The following is a 15,788-nucleotide window of genomic DNA, read 5'->3' as shown; positions in this document are numbered from 1 at the left end:
CTTTTAGCTGTTTAAAATATCATTGGTTTTCTCATCCGCAAAAGGAATGTTGCTCATTTCGTCTATTTTTTCTTTTTTATAGGTAAATACCCATATATATAATCCAATAAAGAAAACAAAGAAAATCAGTAATGAAATGATTGGATAAATCTCAACTCCCGAGATCGTTTCCAAATTATGTTTAACAAACTTCAGCATACCTTTTATTTTTGAAGTTGAGCTACATCTTTAACTTTAATATCAGTCCCTAATCGTTGTAAATAAGCAATCAATGCTACTATTTCACGATCTTTCATAGGTATAAAACGCTCGCCTCTGGCTTGTGCATTTTTCTTACTTTCCTCATAACTTTTTACGAAATCAGGATCGTTAGTTAGGTTCTTTTCAATTTGTTCAGACTGTTTTGCAACACTTTGCTTAGCATTGGCAATATCCTGTTCAGTATATGGAACTCCTAATTTTACCATTGCTCTCATTTTCTCCTCAGTATTGGCATAATCCATCGGTTTATTTTCGAACAGCCATTTATAACCCGGCATGATTGATCCCGAAGAAGTACTTTGCGGATCCCACATATGGTTAAAATGCCAGTTGTCTGAATATTTTCCGCCCACACGATGCAAGTCGGGCCCTGTACGTTTTGATCCCCAAAGGAACGGGTGATCATAGACAAATTCTCCTGATTTAGAATACTCTCCATAACGTTCCACTTCCGAACGGAAAGGACGTACCATCTGCGAGTGACATCCCACACATCCTTCTCGTATGTACAGATCGCGACCTTCCAGTTCAAGGGGCGTATAAGGTTTTACACTTGAAATCGTCGGAATGTTTGATTTCACAACCAGCGTTGGAATAATCTGGATGATTCCACCGATCAAAATCGCAATAGTAGCCAAAATCGTAAGTTGGACAGGTTTTCTTTCTAACCAGGTGTGGAATTTTTCACCTTTTAATCTTCTAGCGGCTATTCGTTGTAATTCAGGTGCCTCAGCCAATTCATCTTCAACACTTTGTCCTTGTCTTACCGTCATGATAATATTATATACCAAGACTAACATTCCGGTAAGATATAAGGTTCCTCCAATGGCACGCATCGCATACATTGGCATAATTGCTGTTACAGTTTCCAGGAAGTTACCGTATACTAAAGATCCGTCCGGATTAAATTGTTTCCACATTTGTGCTTGGGTAAATCCGGCCACATAAAGCGGTAAGGCATATAAAATGATTCCAAGTGTTCCTACCCAGAAGTGGAAATTAGCCAGCTTAATAGAATACAGATTCGTTTTTGTCATTCTCGGAATCAGCCAGTAAATCATACCGAAAGTCATGAATCCATTCCATGCCAGAGCTCCTACGTGAACGTGAGCCACGATCCAATCTGTAAAGTGAGCAATAGCGTTTACATTTTTAAGGGATAACATTGGCCCTTCAAAAGTGGCCATACCATAACCGGTAATAGCAACCACGAAGAACTTCAAAATTGGTTCTGTGCGGACTTTATCCCAAACTCCTCTAAGGGTTAATAATCCGTTGATCATACCTCCCCAAGACGGAGCAATTAGCATCACAGAGAAAACTACACCTAGATTTTGAGCCCATTCCGGCAACGCAGTATAAAGCAAATGGTGCGGACCTGCCCAGATATATAAGAAAATAAGTGACCAGAAGTGAATGATTGATAATTTATAAGAATATACAGGTCGGTTGGCAGCTTTAGGAATGAAATAATACATCAATCCTAGGAAAGGTGTCGTAAGGAAGAACGCTACCGCATTGTGTCCGTACCACCACTGCACCAGGGCATCCTGAACGCCGGCATAAACCGAATAACTTTTCAATCCCGCCACAGGAATTTCCAAACTGTTAACAATATGCAATACAGCTACCGTTACGAAAGTGGCAATATAAAACCAAATGGCTACATACAAATGACGCTCCCTGCGTTTTAAAATGGTCATCATCATATTGATACCAAACACTACCCATACAATGGCAATGGCAATATCAATCGGCCATTCTAATTCGGCATATTCTTTAGAAGTTGTATAGCCGAGAGGTAAAGTAATTGCGGCTGCTACGATAATCAATTGCCAGCCCCAGAAGTTAATGTTACTCAGAACATCACTATACATCCTTGCTTTTAAAAGGCGTTGCAAAGAATAATATATCCCGGCAAAAATGGCATTCCCCACAAATGCAAAAATTACCGCATTTGTGTGTAATGGTCTCAAACGACCGTAGCTCAACCAAGGGATTCCGTCAGTCAGGTTAGGAAAAAGGTAGAATACCGCTACCAATAGCCCAACTAACATTCCTACTACACCAAAAACGATTGTAGCATACAGGAACTTCTTTACAATTTTGTTGTCATAGTAAAATTGTTGCACTTCCATAATTAATTTTGTTTTTCGGATTTATTTTGATCTTTTTTCAATTCATCGTCAAAAAGTATTCTGACAGAGGGAGTGTAATCGTCGTCAAACTGGCCACTTTTTACGGCTCTTATAAAAATGTATAAGAACACCAGGGCCACAACGATACTGATGGAGATTAACAGATAAATAACGCTCATACCTTAAATTTTGTTTATCAAAGTTAGTTTAGCGATATGGGACAAAATATGACAATTGTCATATCTGAAATTATAGTTTAAATTAATAATAATTTTCTGAACAACAATGCATTACTAGTCCTTTTTCGAGAAAAGGTTACTTATAACCGTTACGAAGCTTATAATTGTGACGGTGCTAAGAGGCATGATAATCGCCGCAACTATAGGTGAAAGATTCCCTGTAATTGCAAAACTCAGCCCCACTACATTGTAGAGTAATGAAAGTCCGAAGCTCATCATAATGGTTCGCATCGCATTTTTGGAGAAGTTGAGGAAATAGCTGATTTTCGGAAATTGAGAAGCGTCCAATATACCATCACACGCCGGTGAAAACACGTTTACATTTTCGGTAATGGAAATCCCTACGTTACTTTGTGCCAACGCTCCTGCATCGTTAAGGCCGTCTCCAATCATAAGTACGTTCTTCCCTTGTCTCTGAAGGTTTTCAATAAAGGCCAGTTTTTGTTCCGGTTTCTGATTAAAAACCAGTTCGGTAGTTTTAGGAAGCAATCGTTCCAAAACTTCTCTTTCTCCTTCGTTATCGCCGGAAAGTACCTTCACATCATGAGTCTTACTCAAATTGAAAAATAACTTTTCTAATCCTTTCCTATATTGATTGTCAAACACATAATTCCCTAAGTAATTATTATCGATACTGATATGAACCGAAGTCTGCTTAATTTGATTATCTTTCTCTTTTCCAACAAATTCAGCCGAACCTACCTTAACTGTTTTCCCATCAATAGTCCCTGAAATCCCCTTTCCGGTTATTTCCTCAAAATGCTCGACCTTTTTAATTCCCGTTTGAGGAAGAAATTCATATAATCTTCGGCTTAACGGATGGTTTGAGCCTCTCAGTATATTTTTCACAAGGATTAACTCGGTTTCAGAAATTGGCGTTCCAAAGAATTCAATCGCCGATTTTTTATTTGACGTAATTGTCCCTGTCTTATCAAAAACAATCGTATCGACTTTTGCCAATTGTTCAATCACTGTGGCATTTTTCAGGTATAATTTTTTGTAACCGATTATCCGCAGGACATTCCCCAAGGTAAAAGGTGCTGTTAAAGCCAAAGCGCATGGACAGGCTACAATTAAGATTGCCGTAAAAACATTAAATGCCATGCTTGTATCGATAAAAATCCAATATCCGAAGGAAACAAAAGCCAGAATCAGCAAAGCGGGCGTAAAATAACGGCTAAGCGAATCTGTTATGGTTTTGTATTTCTGATCGACTTTTTTCTGAAAAACATCGTTGCTCCATAATTGCGTCAGATAACTTTGGGAAACCGAATGCAGAACTTCCATCTCAATAACTTTTCCCAATTGCTTTCCGCCGGCAAAAATCTTATCACCTGATTTTTTCTCTATTGGCTCAGCCTCACCGGTTACAAAACTGTAATCGATTCGCGTAGATTCCGACATTAATATACCGTCAACAGGAATTAACTCCTGATTCCTGATTAACAATCGGTCGCCTTTTTCTACATCATATACCTGAATCGCTTCTTCAGTACCATCAGAGTGTATTTTGGTAACCGCAATCGGGAAATACGATTTGTAATCGCGTTCGAAAGATAAAAAGTTGTAGGTTTTCTGCTGAAACAACTTGCCCAGAAGCATGAAAAAAATCAGTCCGCACATACTGTCGAAGAATCCCTGACCGTAATTGAATGCAATATCGACAGTACTTCTTACGAACATAACAACAATTCCCAATGCAATAGGAATATCGATGTTAAGCATTCGTGACTTAATACTTTTCCACGCAGAAACGTAATATCCCCACGCTGAATAAAAAAAAGCCGGTAAAGACAGCGCGAAAATCAGCCAGCGAAAGAATCCTTTATATTGTTCTATCCAGAATTCGCCGACTTCAAAATACTCGGGAAATGACAAAAGCATGATATTTCCAAAACAGAAAAAGGCGACTCCAATTTTGTAATACAAACTTCGGTCGACTGCTTCTTTTTTTGCATCGTAATTTTCCAGACTGATGTATGGCTCATATCCTATGGAACTCAGCAACAATACGATTTCTTTCAGATTGGTTTCGATCGGATTGTAAGTAACCCTCACTTTTTTGCTGTGGAAGTTTACCTGAGAAGTAGTAATCCCATTTTGGAGCTTGTGCAGGTTTTCCAGAATCCAAATACATGAACTGCAATGCACATGTGGAATATAAAGTGAAACAATACGAATTGAATCCTCGTCGAATTCAAGGAGTTTTGAAACAATGTCTTCATTCTCCAAAAAATCGTATTTGCCTTTAATATCTTGTGGTGTTGCTCCAGGAGCATTTTCAAAATCGTAATAACAGGTTAAATCATTCAGACTGAAAATTTCATATACGGTTTTGCAACCGTTGCAACAAAATATTCTTTCATCGAAAACAATTTCATCTACTTTTACAATATCGTTACCACAATGGAAACAATTAGTGTTATTCATAAATTTGCTCATTTACCTGTCACAAAGGTTACAATTTACAAAATTTTAAGATATGATATTTGTCATCCTTTAGTATCTTTGCAAAAACATTCTATTTCAATGAGTAAATGTGAGCAATGCATTGTTAGGGAGTTCAGCGCCTTAAAAGCCCTGAATAAGGATGAATTACTAAAGCTTTCCGATTGTAAAACTTCCTTTACCGTAAAAAAAGGCGAAACTATTTTTGAAGAAAGCGACATTCTTGATGGAATTTATTGTGTTAAAGACGGCGTTTGCAAACTTACCAAGCTAAGTTCTAACGGTAAAGACCAGATTGTCAAACTAGTAACAAAAGGAGAACTATTAGGACAACGTTCCCTGATTAGCGAAGAGCCTACCAATTTGGGAGCGATTGCTTTGGAAGATATGCAGGTATGTTTTGTTCCTAAAAGTCAGGTAATGGAATTTTTCAACGCAAACAACAAATTTTCACTTAGTATGATGAAAAATGTTTGCCATGATTTAAAAGAAGCCGATAACGTTTTGGTGAACCTGGCTCAAAAAAGTGTAAAAGAAAGGCTTGCCATTACACTTTTATATCTTGAAGACACCTTTGGAATTAACGAAGACGACTCTTTGAAAATTCAGTTGTCTAGAGAGGAGATTTCCAGTATAATTGGAACCGCTACAGAAAGTTGCATCCGATTACTTTCGGAATTCAACAAAATCGGTCTGATTGAACTTACCGGAAAAAAAATAATATTGAAAGACAAAAAAGGGCTTAGAAAATTAGCCGAATAAAAAAAGGAGCTTGAAACAGCTCCTTTTTTATTTTTATTCTGGTGAAACAACAGGTCCGTCCCACTCCATTATACCTCCGGAAAGGTTGAATGCGTTTTCAAAACCCATTTGTTGCATAATGTTACATGCCTGACCACTGCGGGCTCCAGAACGGCAATACACATAATATTTTTTTGATTTATCAAGTTCATCCAATTTATAGATGAAACCCTGTCCTTTATAAATATCGATGTTAATTGCTCCTGGTATAATACCTTCATTCCATTCACCTTCCGTTCTTACATCAAGCATTACAGCATTTTCATTATCCTGAGCACCTTGCCACCATTGTTCTTGTGAAATATTCATAGTTGTATTTTTTGCAAAAATACTATGCTTTGATGGAACATCCAATAGCTTTGGTTGTTTTTACCGGAACCTCCTGATTCTTTAAAAGAGCATCTACAGCATTTTCAACATATTTTGTCTTTACGGCCGATTCATCTGAATAGTTGTCATCAATAGCTCCAATATATTTCACAACATTGCCGGCTTTGGTTTTCTCCAGAATGTACACATGAGGCGTTTTAGTAGCTCCGTACTGTGGATAAATTTTTTGGCCTTCATCAAATAAATACGGGAAAGTATATCCTTTTTCTTTTGCTCTTTTCTGCATCATTTCAAAACTGTCATCAGGTTGAACAGCAGGATTGTTGGGATTGATTGCAACAACGGGATAACCCAATTTTTTGTATTTCTTGTCCAAAGCCATAATTCTCTCTTCGTAGGCTTTTGCATATGGACAATGATTACATGTAAAAACAACTATAAATCCCTTCGCATCTTTAAAATCACTTAAAGATACTTTTTTCGTGTCTACATTTTGAAGGCTGAAATCGGTAGCAACGTCACCAATCTGATAACCTCCCAACTCTGATTTAACCAAGGTAAAAGCACTCACGATGCTCACCAATAACACTAATGCTGCAATTTTGACTGTTTTCATAATTTATTTGTTGATTGTTGTTAATACTTCTTTTTCAAGTTCTTCAAATGTAAAGGAGCGCTCGTAGAACTTTCTGGTTTTACTGTTATAGATTATCGTAGCCGGAATTGACCCGCTCCAGCTTTTATCGACTTTTTCTATCCAGGCATTAGCGTCGGGATCATCAAGATGAATAATTTCAGACTCCAGCTTTTTTTTCTTCACAAATGGAATCAAAGCGGATTCCACCTTCTTTGGCATATCTATACTGACCAATATCACTTTTACGTTTTTATTTCTGTATTTCTTATTAATCTGTTCGAAATAAGGCAATTCCTTTACACAAGGCAAACACCATGTAGCCCAAAAATTAATCACATAAATTGTATCGTCATTTTTATGCAGAATGGGTTCAAGGGAATTAAAATCAAAGGAAGCAATCTTAACCCCTTCACTATTATAAATCCTGGTGGGTTTCAAATCAGCACCAGCTTCACCCTTATTGATTTGCGCGAAGGATAAAAAACCAGTAAATAACAAAAGAATGGACAAACTTCTCACGGAATTACTTTTTTATTTTGCTTAAAGATAAAAAATCTTACTTTTTTTAAGCCTTATATTAACATAAAATTTTAATCAGAAAATAAAAAAGAGTAAATCACAATATTGAAATACCAATACTAGATTGATAAGCTAGCACCGCTTTTTATAACATTAACAAAAATTTAATAACACATTTGTATATACAATTAAAAACATTACTACATTTGTATCAACAAATTAATGAAGATATGAAAATCGAAGAAATCATAAAATCGACAAAAGAATTAACTACGGCTAAAAAGACCGTGCTTAATATCTTCTACACGCAAAATATCGTTTCCGACAAATTTTCAGAAATACTAAAACCTTATGATCTGTCCGGGGAACAATATAATGTACTCCGAATTTTGAGAGGACAAAACGGCAAAGCCACTAATATGTGCGATATCCAGGAACGAATGCTGGCCAAAACAAGTAACACTACCCGATTGGTCGACAAACTTTTACTGAAAGACCTGGTTACCCGAGAAGTCTGCCCTGAAAACAGGAGAAAAATGGAGGTAACTATTACCGAAAAAGGAATGCAGTTGTTAACCGATCTGGATCCGAAAGTAGAGAATCACGAACATCTCTTTTCTCAAAACCTGACACAGGATGAACTGGAACAATTAAATAATTTATTAGAAAAATACAGAACAATTTAAAGATGAGCAATTTCATAAAACATCAAAACTGGCGTTATGCCACCAAAAAATTCGATGCTTCCAAAAAAATATCGGAACACGATTTGGAAATATTAAAAGAAGCCATCCGATTAAGTTCTTCTTCTTATGGTTTACAACCTTATAAAGTTATTATCGTTGAAAACCCTGAATTAAGAGCAAAAATACAACCGGTGGCTTGGGGACAAACCCAAATTACAGAAGCGTCTCACCTGTTCGTTTTTGCCAATATGGTAAATTTAGGCGAAAAAGAAATAGACAAGTATATTGCCAACATAGCTGAAACCAGAGGAATTCCAGCTGAAAATTTGGAAGGTTACGGAGATTTCATGAAATCTAAAATTATATCTTTACCGGAAAATGTAAAGAACAACTGGACTTCAAAGCAAACGTATCTGGCTTTAGGAAATTTACTGAATGCTGCTGCCGAACTTCAGATTGATGCCACTCCGATGGAAGGTTTCGAAGCAGAAAAAGTAAATGAAATCCTCGGACTGGATGCATTAGGATTGAATGCGTCACTAATTGCTACCGTTGGTTACCGTCATGAAGAGGACGCAACGCAGCATAATGTGAAAGTCCGCAAATCAAAAAAAGAATTATTTATCAATTTATAATTATAAACACTAACCAATAAATTAAATCAATTAAATTAAACAATTAAAATCATGAAACAATTAAAATCAATTGCATTGGCATTAGTAGTAGCTTTAGGAACATTAACAGCTACAGCTCAAACAACAAAAAAAGTAGATGTATCGAAAAGTAACATTGGGTGGGTTGGTAAAAAAGTAACCGGTCAGCACGAAGGAACAATTGCTCTTAAAGAGGGTGCTTTAGTATTCAAAGGAAAAAAATTAGCAGGTGGTAACTTCACAGTGGATATGACTTCCATCAATGTAACTGACATGCAAGCAGGAAATGGAAAAGAAAAATTAGAAGGTCACTTAAAAAATGATGACTTCTTCGGTTCAGAAAAATTTGCTACTTCAAAATTAGTTTTCAAAACTATCGCTGCTAAAGGTAACAACACTTATACTGTTACTGCCGACTTAACAATCAAAGGAATCACAAACCCTATTACTTTTGACATGGTTGTTGCAAAAAATACAGCTACAACTAAATTGATGGTTGACAGAACTAAATATGACATCAAATACGCTTCTAAATCGTTCTTCGACAGCATTGGAGACAAAGCTATCTATGATGAATTTGAATTGAATGTTACTTTAGCAATCTAATTCCTGATGTATTATAAAAAAAGCCGCTTACTTTAAGCGGCTTTTTTTATTTATATAATTTTAAACAACATCCGGATACTGAAAACAATTACCAGAAAAGCAACGGCCAATATTGCCGTTTTTTGGGGAAGTTTACCTGCCACTCTAGCCGCTAACGGTGCTGCCAACGATCCGCCGAGTATCAATCCAACCACTATATACCAATGGCTGACGCCTATCGAAGCAAAAAAGGTCAGTGAAGCCGCCAAGGTTACAAAAAACTCAGCCAGACTTACCGTTCCCACAACATAACTTGATTTTCTTCCTTTGGATAAAAGTGTAGAGGTCACGATCGGTCCCCAGCCTCCTCCTCCAAAAGCATCCAAAAGTCCGCCGGAAAAACCTAAAATCCCCGTATTTCTCACTTTTTGTTTTACTATTTTCTTTCGGAAAGCAATGATAATCAAGCGAATTCCGATAATCATCGTATAAGAAGCCAAAATAGCATAGGTAATGGTTTCGTATTTATTACCGAGGTAAACCAACAGCAAAGCACCGCTCACTGCTCCTATTACTCCGGGAACTGCCAGCCACAGCAACAGTTTCTTATTGACATTTCCGAATTTATAATGCGAAAAACCACTGATACCGCTGGAAAACATTTCCGCCGTATGAATGCTTCCGCTGATGGCCGGCAGTTTGACTCCAAACAACATCATGCTCGTGGCACAAGTCACGCCATAGCCTAATCCTACAGCCCCATCCACCATTTGCGCAAAAAAACCAACCGCTATCATCGCATAAAAAGCGGGCGGAATATCACTCGCAAAAGAATTCAAATCCTGAACCGAAATCACCGTCGACAATCCGTAACCAAAGAAAAGCGCCAGGAAAACCACCGCAATTTCAAACGTCAGTTTCTTATATTTTTTTCCTTGTTTTTTAGGGGTTTCGTCGTCAATCAAAGAGGATGTGATTTCATTCAATAATGCCAGTTTCGCCTGAAAATCACCTTTGTGCTTGTCCCTGAATTGATTCAGATTTTCAATGCTTTCATTGATATCATCTGGAATCGCTTCTTCCAGATGTTCGCGCAAACGCCTTGCCAAGACAGGCGATTTTCCGTTGGTGGAAATAGCGATTTTCAGATTTCCTTTCTTTACAATCGAACCCAGGTAGAAATCGCATAAATCCGGCTGATCTGCGGCATTGACCAATATTTTCCGTTCGTTGGCCTGCCACTTAATTTCGGCATTAACTGTTCTATTGTTTGTGGCTGCTATCACAAAATCGGTTTCATTCAAATCGGCTTCCTGAAATGGACGTTCGTGAAAATCAATATGAGGATGTTTCGCCAAAACTTCTTTCAAAGCCGATGAAATTTCACTGGCCACCAATTTTATATTTATGTCGGGATTCTGTCTTAATAAGGTTTCCGTTTTTTCCAAACCTACATTGCCGCCCCCAACGATCAAAAATCGGGCGGTTTCGGTTTTCAGGAATACCGGAAATAATGTACTACTCATATTTTTTCTATTTTACTATCAGATTATGGAAAAAGGAGAACCGGATAATATCGCGATTATAAAAATCGACACCCGATTTCTGTTGCTGAAACCAATTCATGTAACCGGCTTCGATAGCAATTGCAGGGCTTACCATATAATTCAATGCCAGATAAATACGGTTCTGATCAAAGGAGTTTTTAACTATTTTACTGCCGACATTGAACATTACCTCATCTTTCAGTTTCAGAATGACTCGTTCCTGATTTTCTTTTTTTACAACCGGAATATCAAATCCTAACTGGTAGCGCAACCGGAAATTCGAAAAACGATAACCTCCTGTCAACTCTTCATTTTCAACATCATGAAAAAAACGGGCTTCGGCTTTATATCGATGCGAAATGGTCAGAAAGGAAAGTTTCTGTTTATTGTTGAAGCCGATATTCGGGCGTAATTCCGGAACAACCAGATCACTGTCTGAATTAGGGTCATTCGGACTCTGTAAAAAGAATGCACCTCCAACAAAAACATTCCAGTTTCCCTCCAACTTGTATTCCAAATCCGTACGGAAAAGCAACTGATGCTGCGCTGTCGGATTGATGAACTGCCGTTCCTGAATTTCGCTCTTTAAACACCAGTTCTCGTTAAACGCCAGCGAATTGTAATAACCATACCAAATCTGTTGCTGATGTGTCATGTTCTTCTGAGCCAAAAGATTCAGTTGAGAAAACAACAATACTACAAGTACTACTGTTCTATTACTATTAATTTTGTGAAATGATTTTCCTGAACGTAAAATCGCCAAAGGTTTCGTTCTCATTTTTCTCTTTTGTATAGCGATCCAGCAAATGGTCGACTTCGGTTAAAATTTCTGCTTCCGTCTGTTTTTCTTTGTATAATTTGTTTAGTCTTTCACCAAATCGGTCGCCTCCCAACATGAAATTATACTGCCCTGGTCCGGTTCCGATAAAACCCAATTCAGCCACATACGGACGGCCACAACCATTTGGACAGCCTGTCATTCGGATAGAAATCTCCTCATTATGAAGGTTGTATTTTTCCAAGATAGGTTCGATTTTCGTAACCAATTCCGGTAAATACCGTTGGGCTTCCGCCAAAGCTAGCGGACAGGTTGGCAACGCAACACACGCCATCGAATTTTTACGAAGTGCGCTGTCGCTTTTGTCAATTTCATGTTTGATTAGCAAGGCATCTATTTTCGCTTTTTCATTATCCGCAACTTCCCCTAAAATCAGGTTCTGGTTTCCGGAAAAAATGAAGTTGGAGATTTTCAGTTGCGCCACTTCATATAAAAACTGCTTCTGATATGGTTTCACCACGCCATGCTCTACAAATAAGGTATAAAACCACTTCCCTTCATGATTTTTCTCCCAACCAAAGCGGTCACTTCTTTCGGTAAAAATGAACGGCTGCTCGGGTAGCAATTCAAACCCGATGCGGTTTTCCAACTCTTTTTTGAAACCTTCCACCGTTAATTTATCCACAGTATATTTCATACGCGAAAGCTTCCTGTCCTCTCGGTTACCGAAATCCCTTTGCACCGTTAGTATCTCATACACTGCTTTCAATGTTTTTTCTTCGGTATCGGTAAATCCGATGATGGACCCCAAACGTGCATAGGTATTCGGATTCCCGTGAGTTGTTGCCAATCCGCCGCCCACAGCAATGTTGAAACCTTTCAGTCTGTTGTTTTCGATAATTGCAATCAGTCCGATGTCGTTGGTAAAAACATCCACATCGTTAGAAGGCGGAATCGCAATAGCAATCTTGAATTTTCTCGGCAGATAACGATCTTCATACAACGGATCGGCTTCCGAAGAACGTTCGTAAATCTTTTCTCCGTCTATAAAAACCTCATAATACGATTGCGTTTTAGGCAATAACAATGTTGAAATTTTATCGGCATATTCATAAATCTCCTGATGCAATGGTGAAAGTTGCGGATGCGAACTCACGATTACGTTTCGGTTCACATCACCACAGGCTGCAATCGAATCCAGTTTAGCCGTGTTAAACGCCTGAATCGTCGGACGCAATTGGTGTTTTAACAAGCCGTGCAATTGCACTGTTTGACGAGTCGTAATTTTTAGTGTTCCGGTTCCGAATTCTTCCGAAATACCGTGTGTGGCCAACCATTGATCGGCATTAATGACTCCACCCGGAATCCTCAACCGAATCATAAAGGAATACAATTTGTCCAGTTTTTTAGCCGCGCGTTCTGCTCTTCGGTCACGGTCGTCCTGTACGTACATTCCGTGGAATTTCACTAAGGTTTCATCATCCGGACGTACATTTCCCGTGTGATTGTCTAAATCAATACTTTCTTTTAAAGTGCCTCGCAAACCGTCACTTTTGGTTTTTATGGCTTCTACTGGTGATAATTTATTGCTCATTTTATTTTAGCATTTAGCTATTAGCTGGTTATTAATACACGTCTTTTTGATATTTACCGGCAGTTTCCAAATCGTCCAGAACCTGCTTGGCTTCGTTTAAACCGATATTTCTTTCGGAAGCAATCACTTCGATTATGGTATTTTCAACATCGGTGCTCATCGGATTTTTTTGTCCGCAGATGTAAATCGACGCCCCGTTTTCCAACCATTGGTTAAACTCATTTGCTTTTTCCCTTATGCGGTCCTGCACATAGATTTTCTTTTGCTGGTCACGTGAAAAAGCCGTGTCTAATTTGGCCAGTGTGCCTGTAGCCAACCATTCCTGAATCTCCGTTTGATAATAAAAATCCAACACGAAATGCTGCTCACCGAAAAACAACCAGTTCTTGCCTTCCGCACCCTCTGCATCACGGTGAGCAATGAAACTTCTAAAGGGAGCTATCCCCGTTCCTGGACCAATCATGATAATATCCGTATCATCTGATGGAAGTTTGAAATTGCTGTTTTTGTGGATGTAGAATTCGATTTCCGTGTCTTTTGGAAAATCGGCCAAAAACTGCGAACATAAGCCTGTTTTAGTGGTTCCGTCAACCGAAAATGTGTTTAGGTTAACCGTCACATGCACTTCGCCATCATGCGCATTCGCAGCAGAAGAAATCGAATACAAACGTGGTGCAATTGGATGAAGTACAGTAACGATATCATCGAAGGAAACCGACTCAGGTTTGGGATATTTTTTCAGGATATCCAATAAATCTACTTTCTCTTCATGGATATCAATTCCAAATAATCCGGAAATCGATTGAATTGATTTTTTACCTAATCCGCGTATATTTTTATCAAAAAGTATTTCTTTTTTAGCATTTTCATCAAAAAATGAAGCAATTTCATCAATTTCATGTTCATTGTTTTTTGGATAAAACCCGATAGCATCGCCGGGTTCGTAAACCACTTCTTCGTTTGGCGTGATTTCGATATGATAGGTTTCCTTGTTCGAACCTCTGTCGTTTAAAACCACTTTATGCGAAACGATTCCACTGTAATTCTTTTTATTTCCAACGGAAGAAGCAGTACTTTTTTGTGTCGGAACAGATGATGGCGAAACATTTTTCGAAAACACCTGCTGCAAATCGTTTTCCCATTTCGTTACGGTTTCGGCGTAATCCACATCGGCTTTAACCAAGGATAATAAGCGTTTGGCTCCTTTCTGTTCCAAAACCTCATCCAATAATACACCGGCATTACAGAAAAGCGGATAGGACGTGTCGCCCAATCCCAAAACCGCGAAATTCAGAGTACTTAAATTCGTTTCTGAGGCTTTCAGTTTTTCGTAAAAAGCAACGGCATTTTGAGGAAATTCACCTTCCCCCTGCGTACTTACAATGAAAAGCACCAAACTTTCTTTCTCCAATTTCGAAACATCTAACTGAAAAATATCGGTGGACTTTGCCTGTATCTTGTTCTTCTTAAAGTTCGTAAGCAATTGCGAGGCTATTTTCTTCGCATTTCCGGTTTCGGTACCATAGACAATCAATGGTTTTACCGTTACCGCGGTTGGCGTTTCAACAGTTGGAACCGTAAGTTGATTGCTGTCCAGAAAACCAGCCAGATAACCTTTCGTCCAGATGATTTCCTCTTTGGAAGCCTGCTGAACGAGTTGCTGCAATAGCGTTAATTTAGTTTCAGATAGCATTTTGATAGGTATTTTTATGGTTATCGAAATAAGATTCAATAGTGTTTTTCTCTTTTATCCAGGAGAATTCCTCATGAAGATTCACGACAGCGCCTACAATGATGAGTGTCGGAACATATTCAAATTCGGGCAAGGATTTCGTTTGCAGATCTTCAAAAGAAAACACCGTTGTTTTTTGGTTTGGCGTAGTGGCCTGTTGTACAACAGCGATACCTTTTGAGGTACTGATACCGTTTTCCAAAAGGGATTCCGTCAACGCATCCAAACGTTGTCCGCTCATATAAAAAACCAGTGTATCACTCGTATTAGCCCAATCTTTCCACTGACTGGGTGCTACGGTTTTCAAATCATACAACGTCAGAAAACGGACACCTCTCGAATACTCCCTTGCCGTAAGCGGAATCCCGGTATAGGAAGCTGCACCAAAAGCGGCCGAAATACCTGGTATGATTTCATAAGCAATGGCATTGGCTTTCAGTACCTTTAGTTCGTCCAGAATATTGGAAAAAAGCATGGAATCACCTCCTTTTAATCGGAGTATGAGTTTCCCTTGAAGCGCAAATTCCACCATCAACTCATTGATGTCCTGCTGTGGTGTGTGAATTCCTTTGGAACATTGCTTACCCACATAAATCACCAAAGCGTTTTTATCGGCATATTCTTCAATCAATTCCGGTGAAACCAAACGGTCTGTTAAGACTACATCAGCTTTTTGAAGATATTTGAGTGCTTTCAGACTGATTAAGTCCGGATCACCGGGGCCTGCGCCTGCTAAAATCACTTTTCCTTTATTTAAATATTTCATTTCCTTTGTTTTTTTAGGCATGAGAATCCCCTACTCGCTTGAAAAAGCGAGGAAAAACCACATGTTTTATTAGT

Annotated in this window: 16 protein-coding genes; 4 read left to right on the top strand and 12 right to left on the bottom strand. The window is 38.4% G+C overall.

Going from position 1 to position 15,788, the window contains the following annotated elements:
- Positions 1-3: 3 nt before the first annotated feature.
- The 4 genes from LZF87_RS08765 to LZF87_RS08750 all read right to left on the bottom strand — a co-directional run bounded on the left by LZF87_RS08765 (position 4) and on the right by LZF87_RS08750 (position 5,068).
- Complete coding sequence (locus LZF87_RS08765; RefSeq protein WP_023572227.1) at positions 4-198, bottom strand: cbb3-type cytochrome oxidase subunit 3; 195 nt, start codon at positions 196-198, stop codon at positions 4-6.
- A 5-nt stretch (positions 199-203) separates the two neighbouring features.
- On the bottom strand, positions 204-2,399 hold the full coding sequence (ccoN, locus tag LZF87_RS08760; RefSeq protein WP_244338577.1) for a cytochrome-c oxidase, cbb3-type subunit I: 2,196 nt from the start codon (positions 2,397-2,399) through the stop codon (positions 204-206).
- A gap of 2 nt (positions 2,400-2,401) precedes the next feature.
- Positions 2,402-2,578, bottom strand: a complete 177-nt coding sequence (gene ccoS / locus LZF87_RS08755; RefSeq protein WP_244338576.1) for a cbb3-type cytochrome oxidase assembly protein CcoS — start codon at positions 2,576-2,578, stop codon at positions 2,402-2,404.
- Between the two features lie 114 nt (positions 2,579-2,692).
- Complete coding sequence (locus tag LZF87_RS08750) at positions 2,693-5,068, bottom strand: heavy metal translocating P-type ATPase (protein WP_244338575.1); 2,376 nt, start codon at positions 5,066-5,068, stop codon at positions 2,693-2,695.
- Between the two features lie 99 nt (positions 5,069-5,167).
- Between LZF87_RS08750 and LZF87_RS08745 the strand changes: the two genes are divergently transcribed.
- Positions 5,168-5,848: a Crp/Fnr family transcriptional regulator gene (locus LZF87_RS08745; RefSeq protein WP_244338574.1), complete on the top strand. Its 681-nt coding sequence runs from the start codon at positions 5,168-5,170 to the stop codon at positions 5,846-5,848.
- Positions 5,849-5,881: 33 nt separating this feature from the next.
- Here LZF87_RS08745 and LZF87_RS08740 read toward each other — a convergent pair whose 3' ends face one another.
- From LZF87_RS08740 to LZF87_RS08730, 3 genes are read right to left on the bottom strand one after another with little or no spacing between them, the layout of a single operon-like run.
- Positions 5,882-6,196, bottom strand: a complete 315-nt coding sequence (locus LZF87_RS08740) for a rhodanese-like domain-containing protein (RefSeq protein WP_244338573.1) — start codon at positions 6,194-6,196, stop codon at positions 5,882-5,884.
- Positions 6,197-6,218: 22 nt separating this feature from the next.
- The gene (locus LZF87_RS08735; RefSeq protein ID WP_244338572.1) at positions 6,219-6,833 is read right to left on the bottom strand and encodes a thioredoxin family protein; all 615 of its coding nucleotides are present in this window, start codon (positions 6,831-6,833) and stop codon (positions 6,219-6,221) included.
- Between the two features lie 3 nt (positions 6,834-6,836).
- Positions 6,837-7,373 carry a TlpA disulfide reductase family protein gene (locus tag LZF87_RS08730; RefSeq protein WP_244338571.1) on the bottom strand — a complete coding sequence of 179 codons (537 nt, stop codon included), beginning with the start codon at positions 7,371-7,373 and terminating at the stop codon, positions 6,837-6,839.
- 230 nt (positions 7,374-7,603) lie between these two features.
- Here LZF87_RS08730 and LZF87_RS08725 point away from each other — a divergent pair, with 230 nt between their 5' ends.
- From LZF87_RS08725 to LZF87_RS08715, 3 genes are read left to right on the top strand one after another with little or no spacing between them, the layout of a single operon-like run.
- Positions 7,604-8,059 (top strand): MarR family winged helix-turn-helix transcriptional regulator, encoded by a 456-nt coding sequence (locus LZF87_RS08725; RefSeq protein ID WP_244338570.1) that lies wholly within the window; start codon positions 7,604-7,606, stop codon positions 8,057-8,059.
- A 2-nt stretch (positions 8,060-8,061) separates the two neighbouring features.
- Entirely contained in the window at positions 8,062-8,694 is a 633-nt protein-coding gene (locus tag LZF87_RS08720; RefSeq protein WP_244338569.1) for an NAD(P)H-dependent oxidoreductase, read from the top strand.
- 51 nt (positions 8,695-8,745) lie between these two features.
- Positions 8,746-9,318, top strand: a complete 573-nt coding sequence (locus LZF87_RS08715) for a YceI family protein (RefSeq protein ID WP_244338568.1) — start codon at positions 8,746-8,748, stop codon at positions 9,316-9,318.
- Positions 9,319-9,368: 50 nt separating this feature from the next.
- On the opposite strand, the gene LZF87_RS08710 is transcribed toward LZF87_RS08715, so the two are convergent.
- Genes LZF87_RS08710 through cobA form a run of 5 tightly spaced genes read right to left on the bottom strand, consistent with a single transcriptional unit; the run spans position 9,369 to position 15,714 of the window.
- On the bottom strand, positions 9,369-10,823 hold the full coding sequence (locus tag LZF87_RS08710) for a TSUP family transporter (RefSeq protein ID WP_244338567.1): 1,455 nt from the start codon (positions 10,821-10,823) through the stop codon (positions 9,369-9,371).
- Between the two features lie 7 nt (positions 10,824-10,830).
- Positions 10,831-11,622: a DUF2490 domain-containing protein gene (locus LZF87_RS08705; protein ID WP_244338565.1), complete on the bottom strand. Its 792-nt coding sequence runs from the start codon at positions 11,620-11,622 to the stop codon at positions 10,831-10,833.
- Entirely contained in the window at positions 11,567-13,216 is a 1,650-nt protein-coding gene (locus tag LZF87_RS08700; RefSeq protein ID WP_244338563.1) for an NADPH-dependent assimilatory sulfite reductase hemoprotein subunit, read from the bottom strand. The genes LZF87_RS08705 and LZF87_RS08700 overlap by 56 nt, the downstream gene beginning before the upstream one ends.
- Positions 13,217-13,247: 31 nt before the next feature.
- Positions 13,248-14,909, bottom strand: a complete 1,662-nt coding sequence (locus LZF87_RS08695; RefSeq protein ID WP_244338561.1) for a diflavin oxidoreductase — start codon at positions 14,907-14,909, stop codon at positions 13,248-13,250.
- A complete protein-coding gene (gene cobA, locus LZF87_RS08690; RefSeq protein ID WP_244338559.1) occupies positions 14,899-15,714 on the bottom strand; it encodes a uroporphyrinogen-III C-methyltransferase in 816 nt (271 codons plus the stop codon). The genes LZF87_RS08695 and cobA overlap by 11 nt, the downstream gene beginning before the upstream one ends.
- Positions 15,715-15,788: the final 74 nt, after the last annotated feature.

It is taken from the genome of Flavobacterium enshiense, from assembly GCF_022836875.1.
Taxonomy (GTDB): domain Bacteria; phylum Bacteroidota; class Bacteroidia; order Flavobacteriales; family Flavobacteriaceae; genus Flavobacterium; species Flavobacterium enshiense_A.
This window is presented reverse-complemented; position numbering and strand designations above follow the sequence as displayed.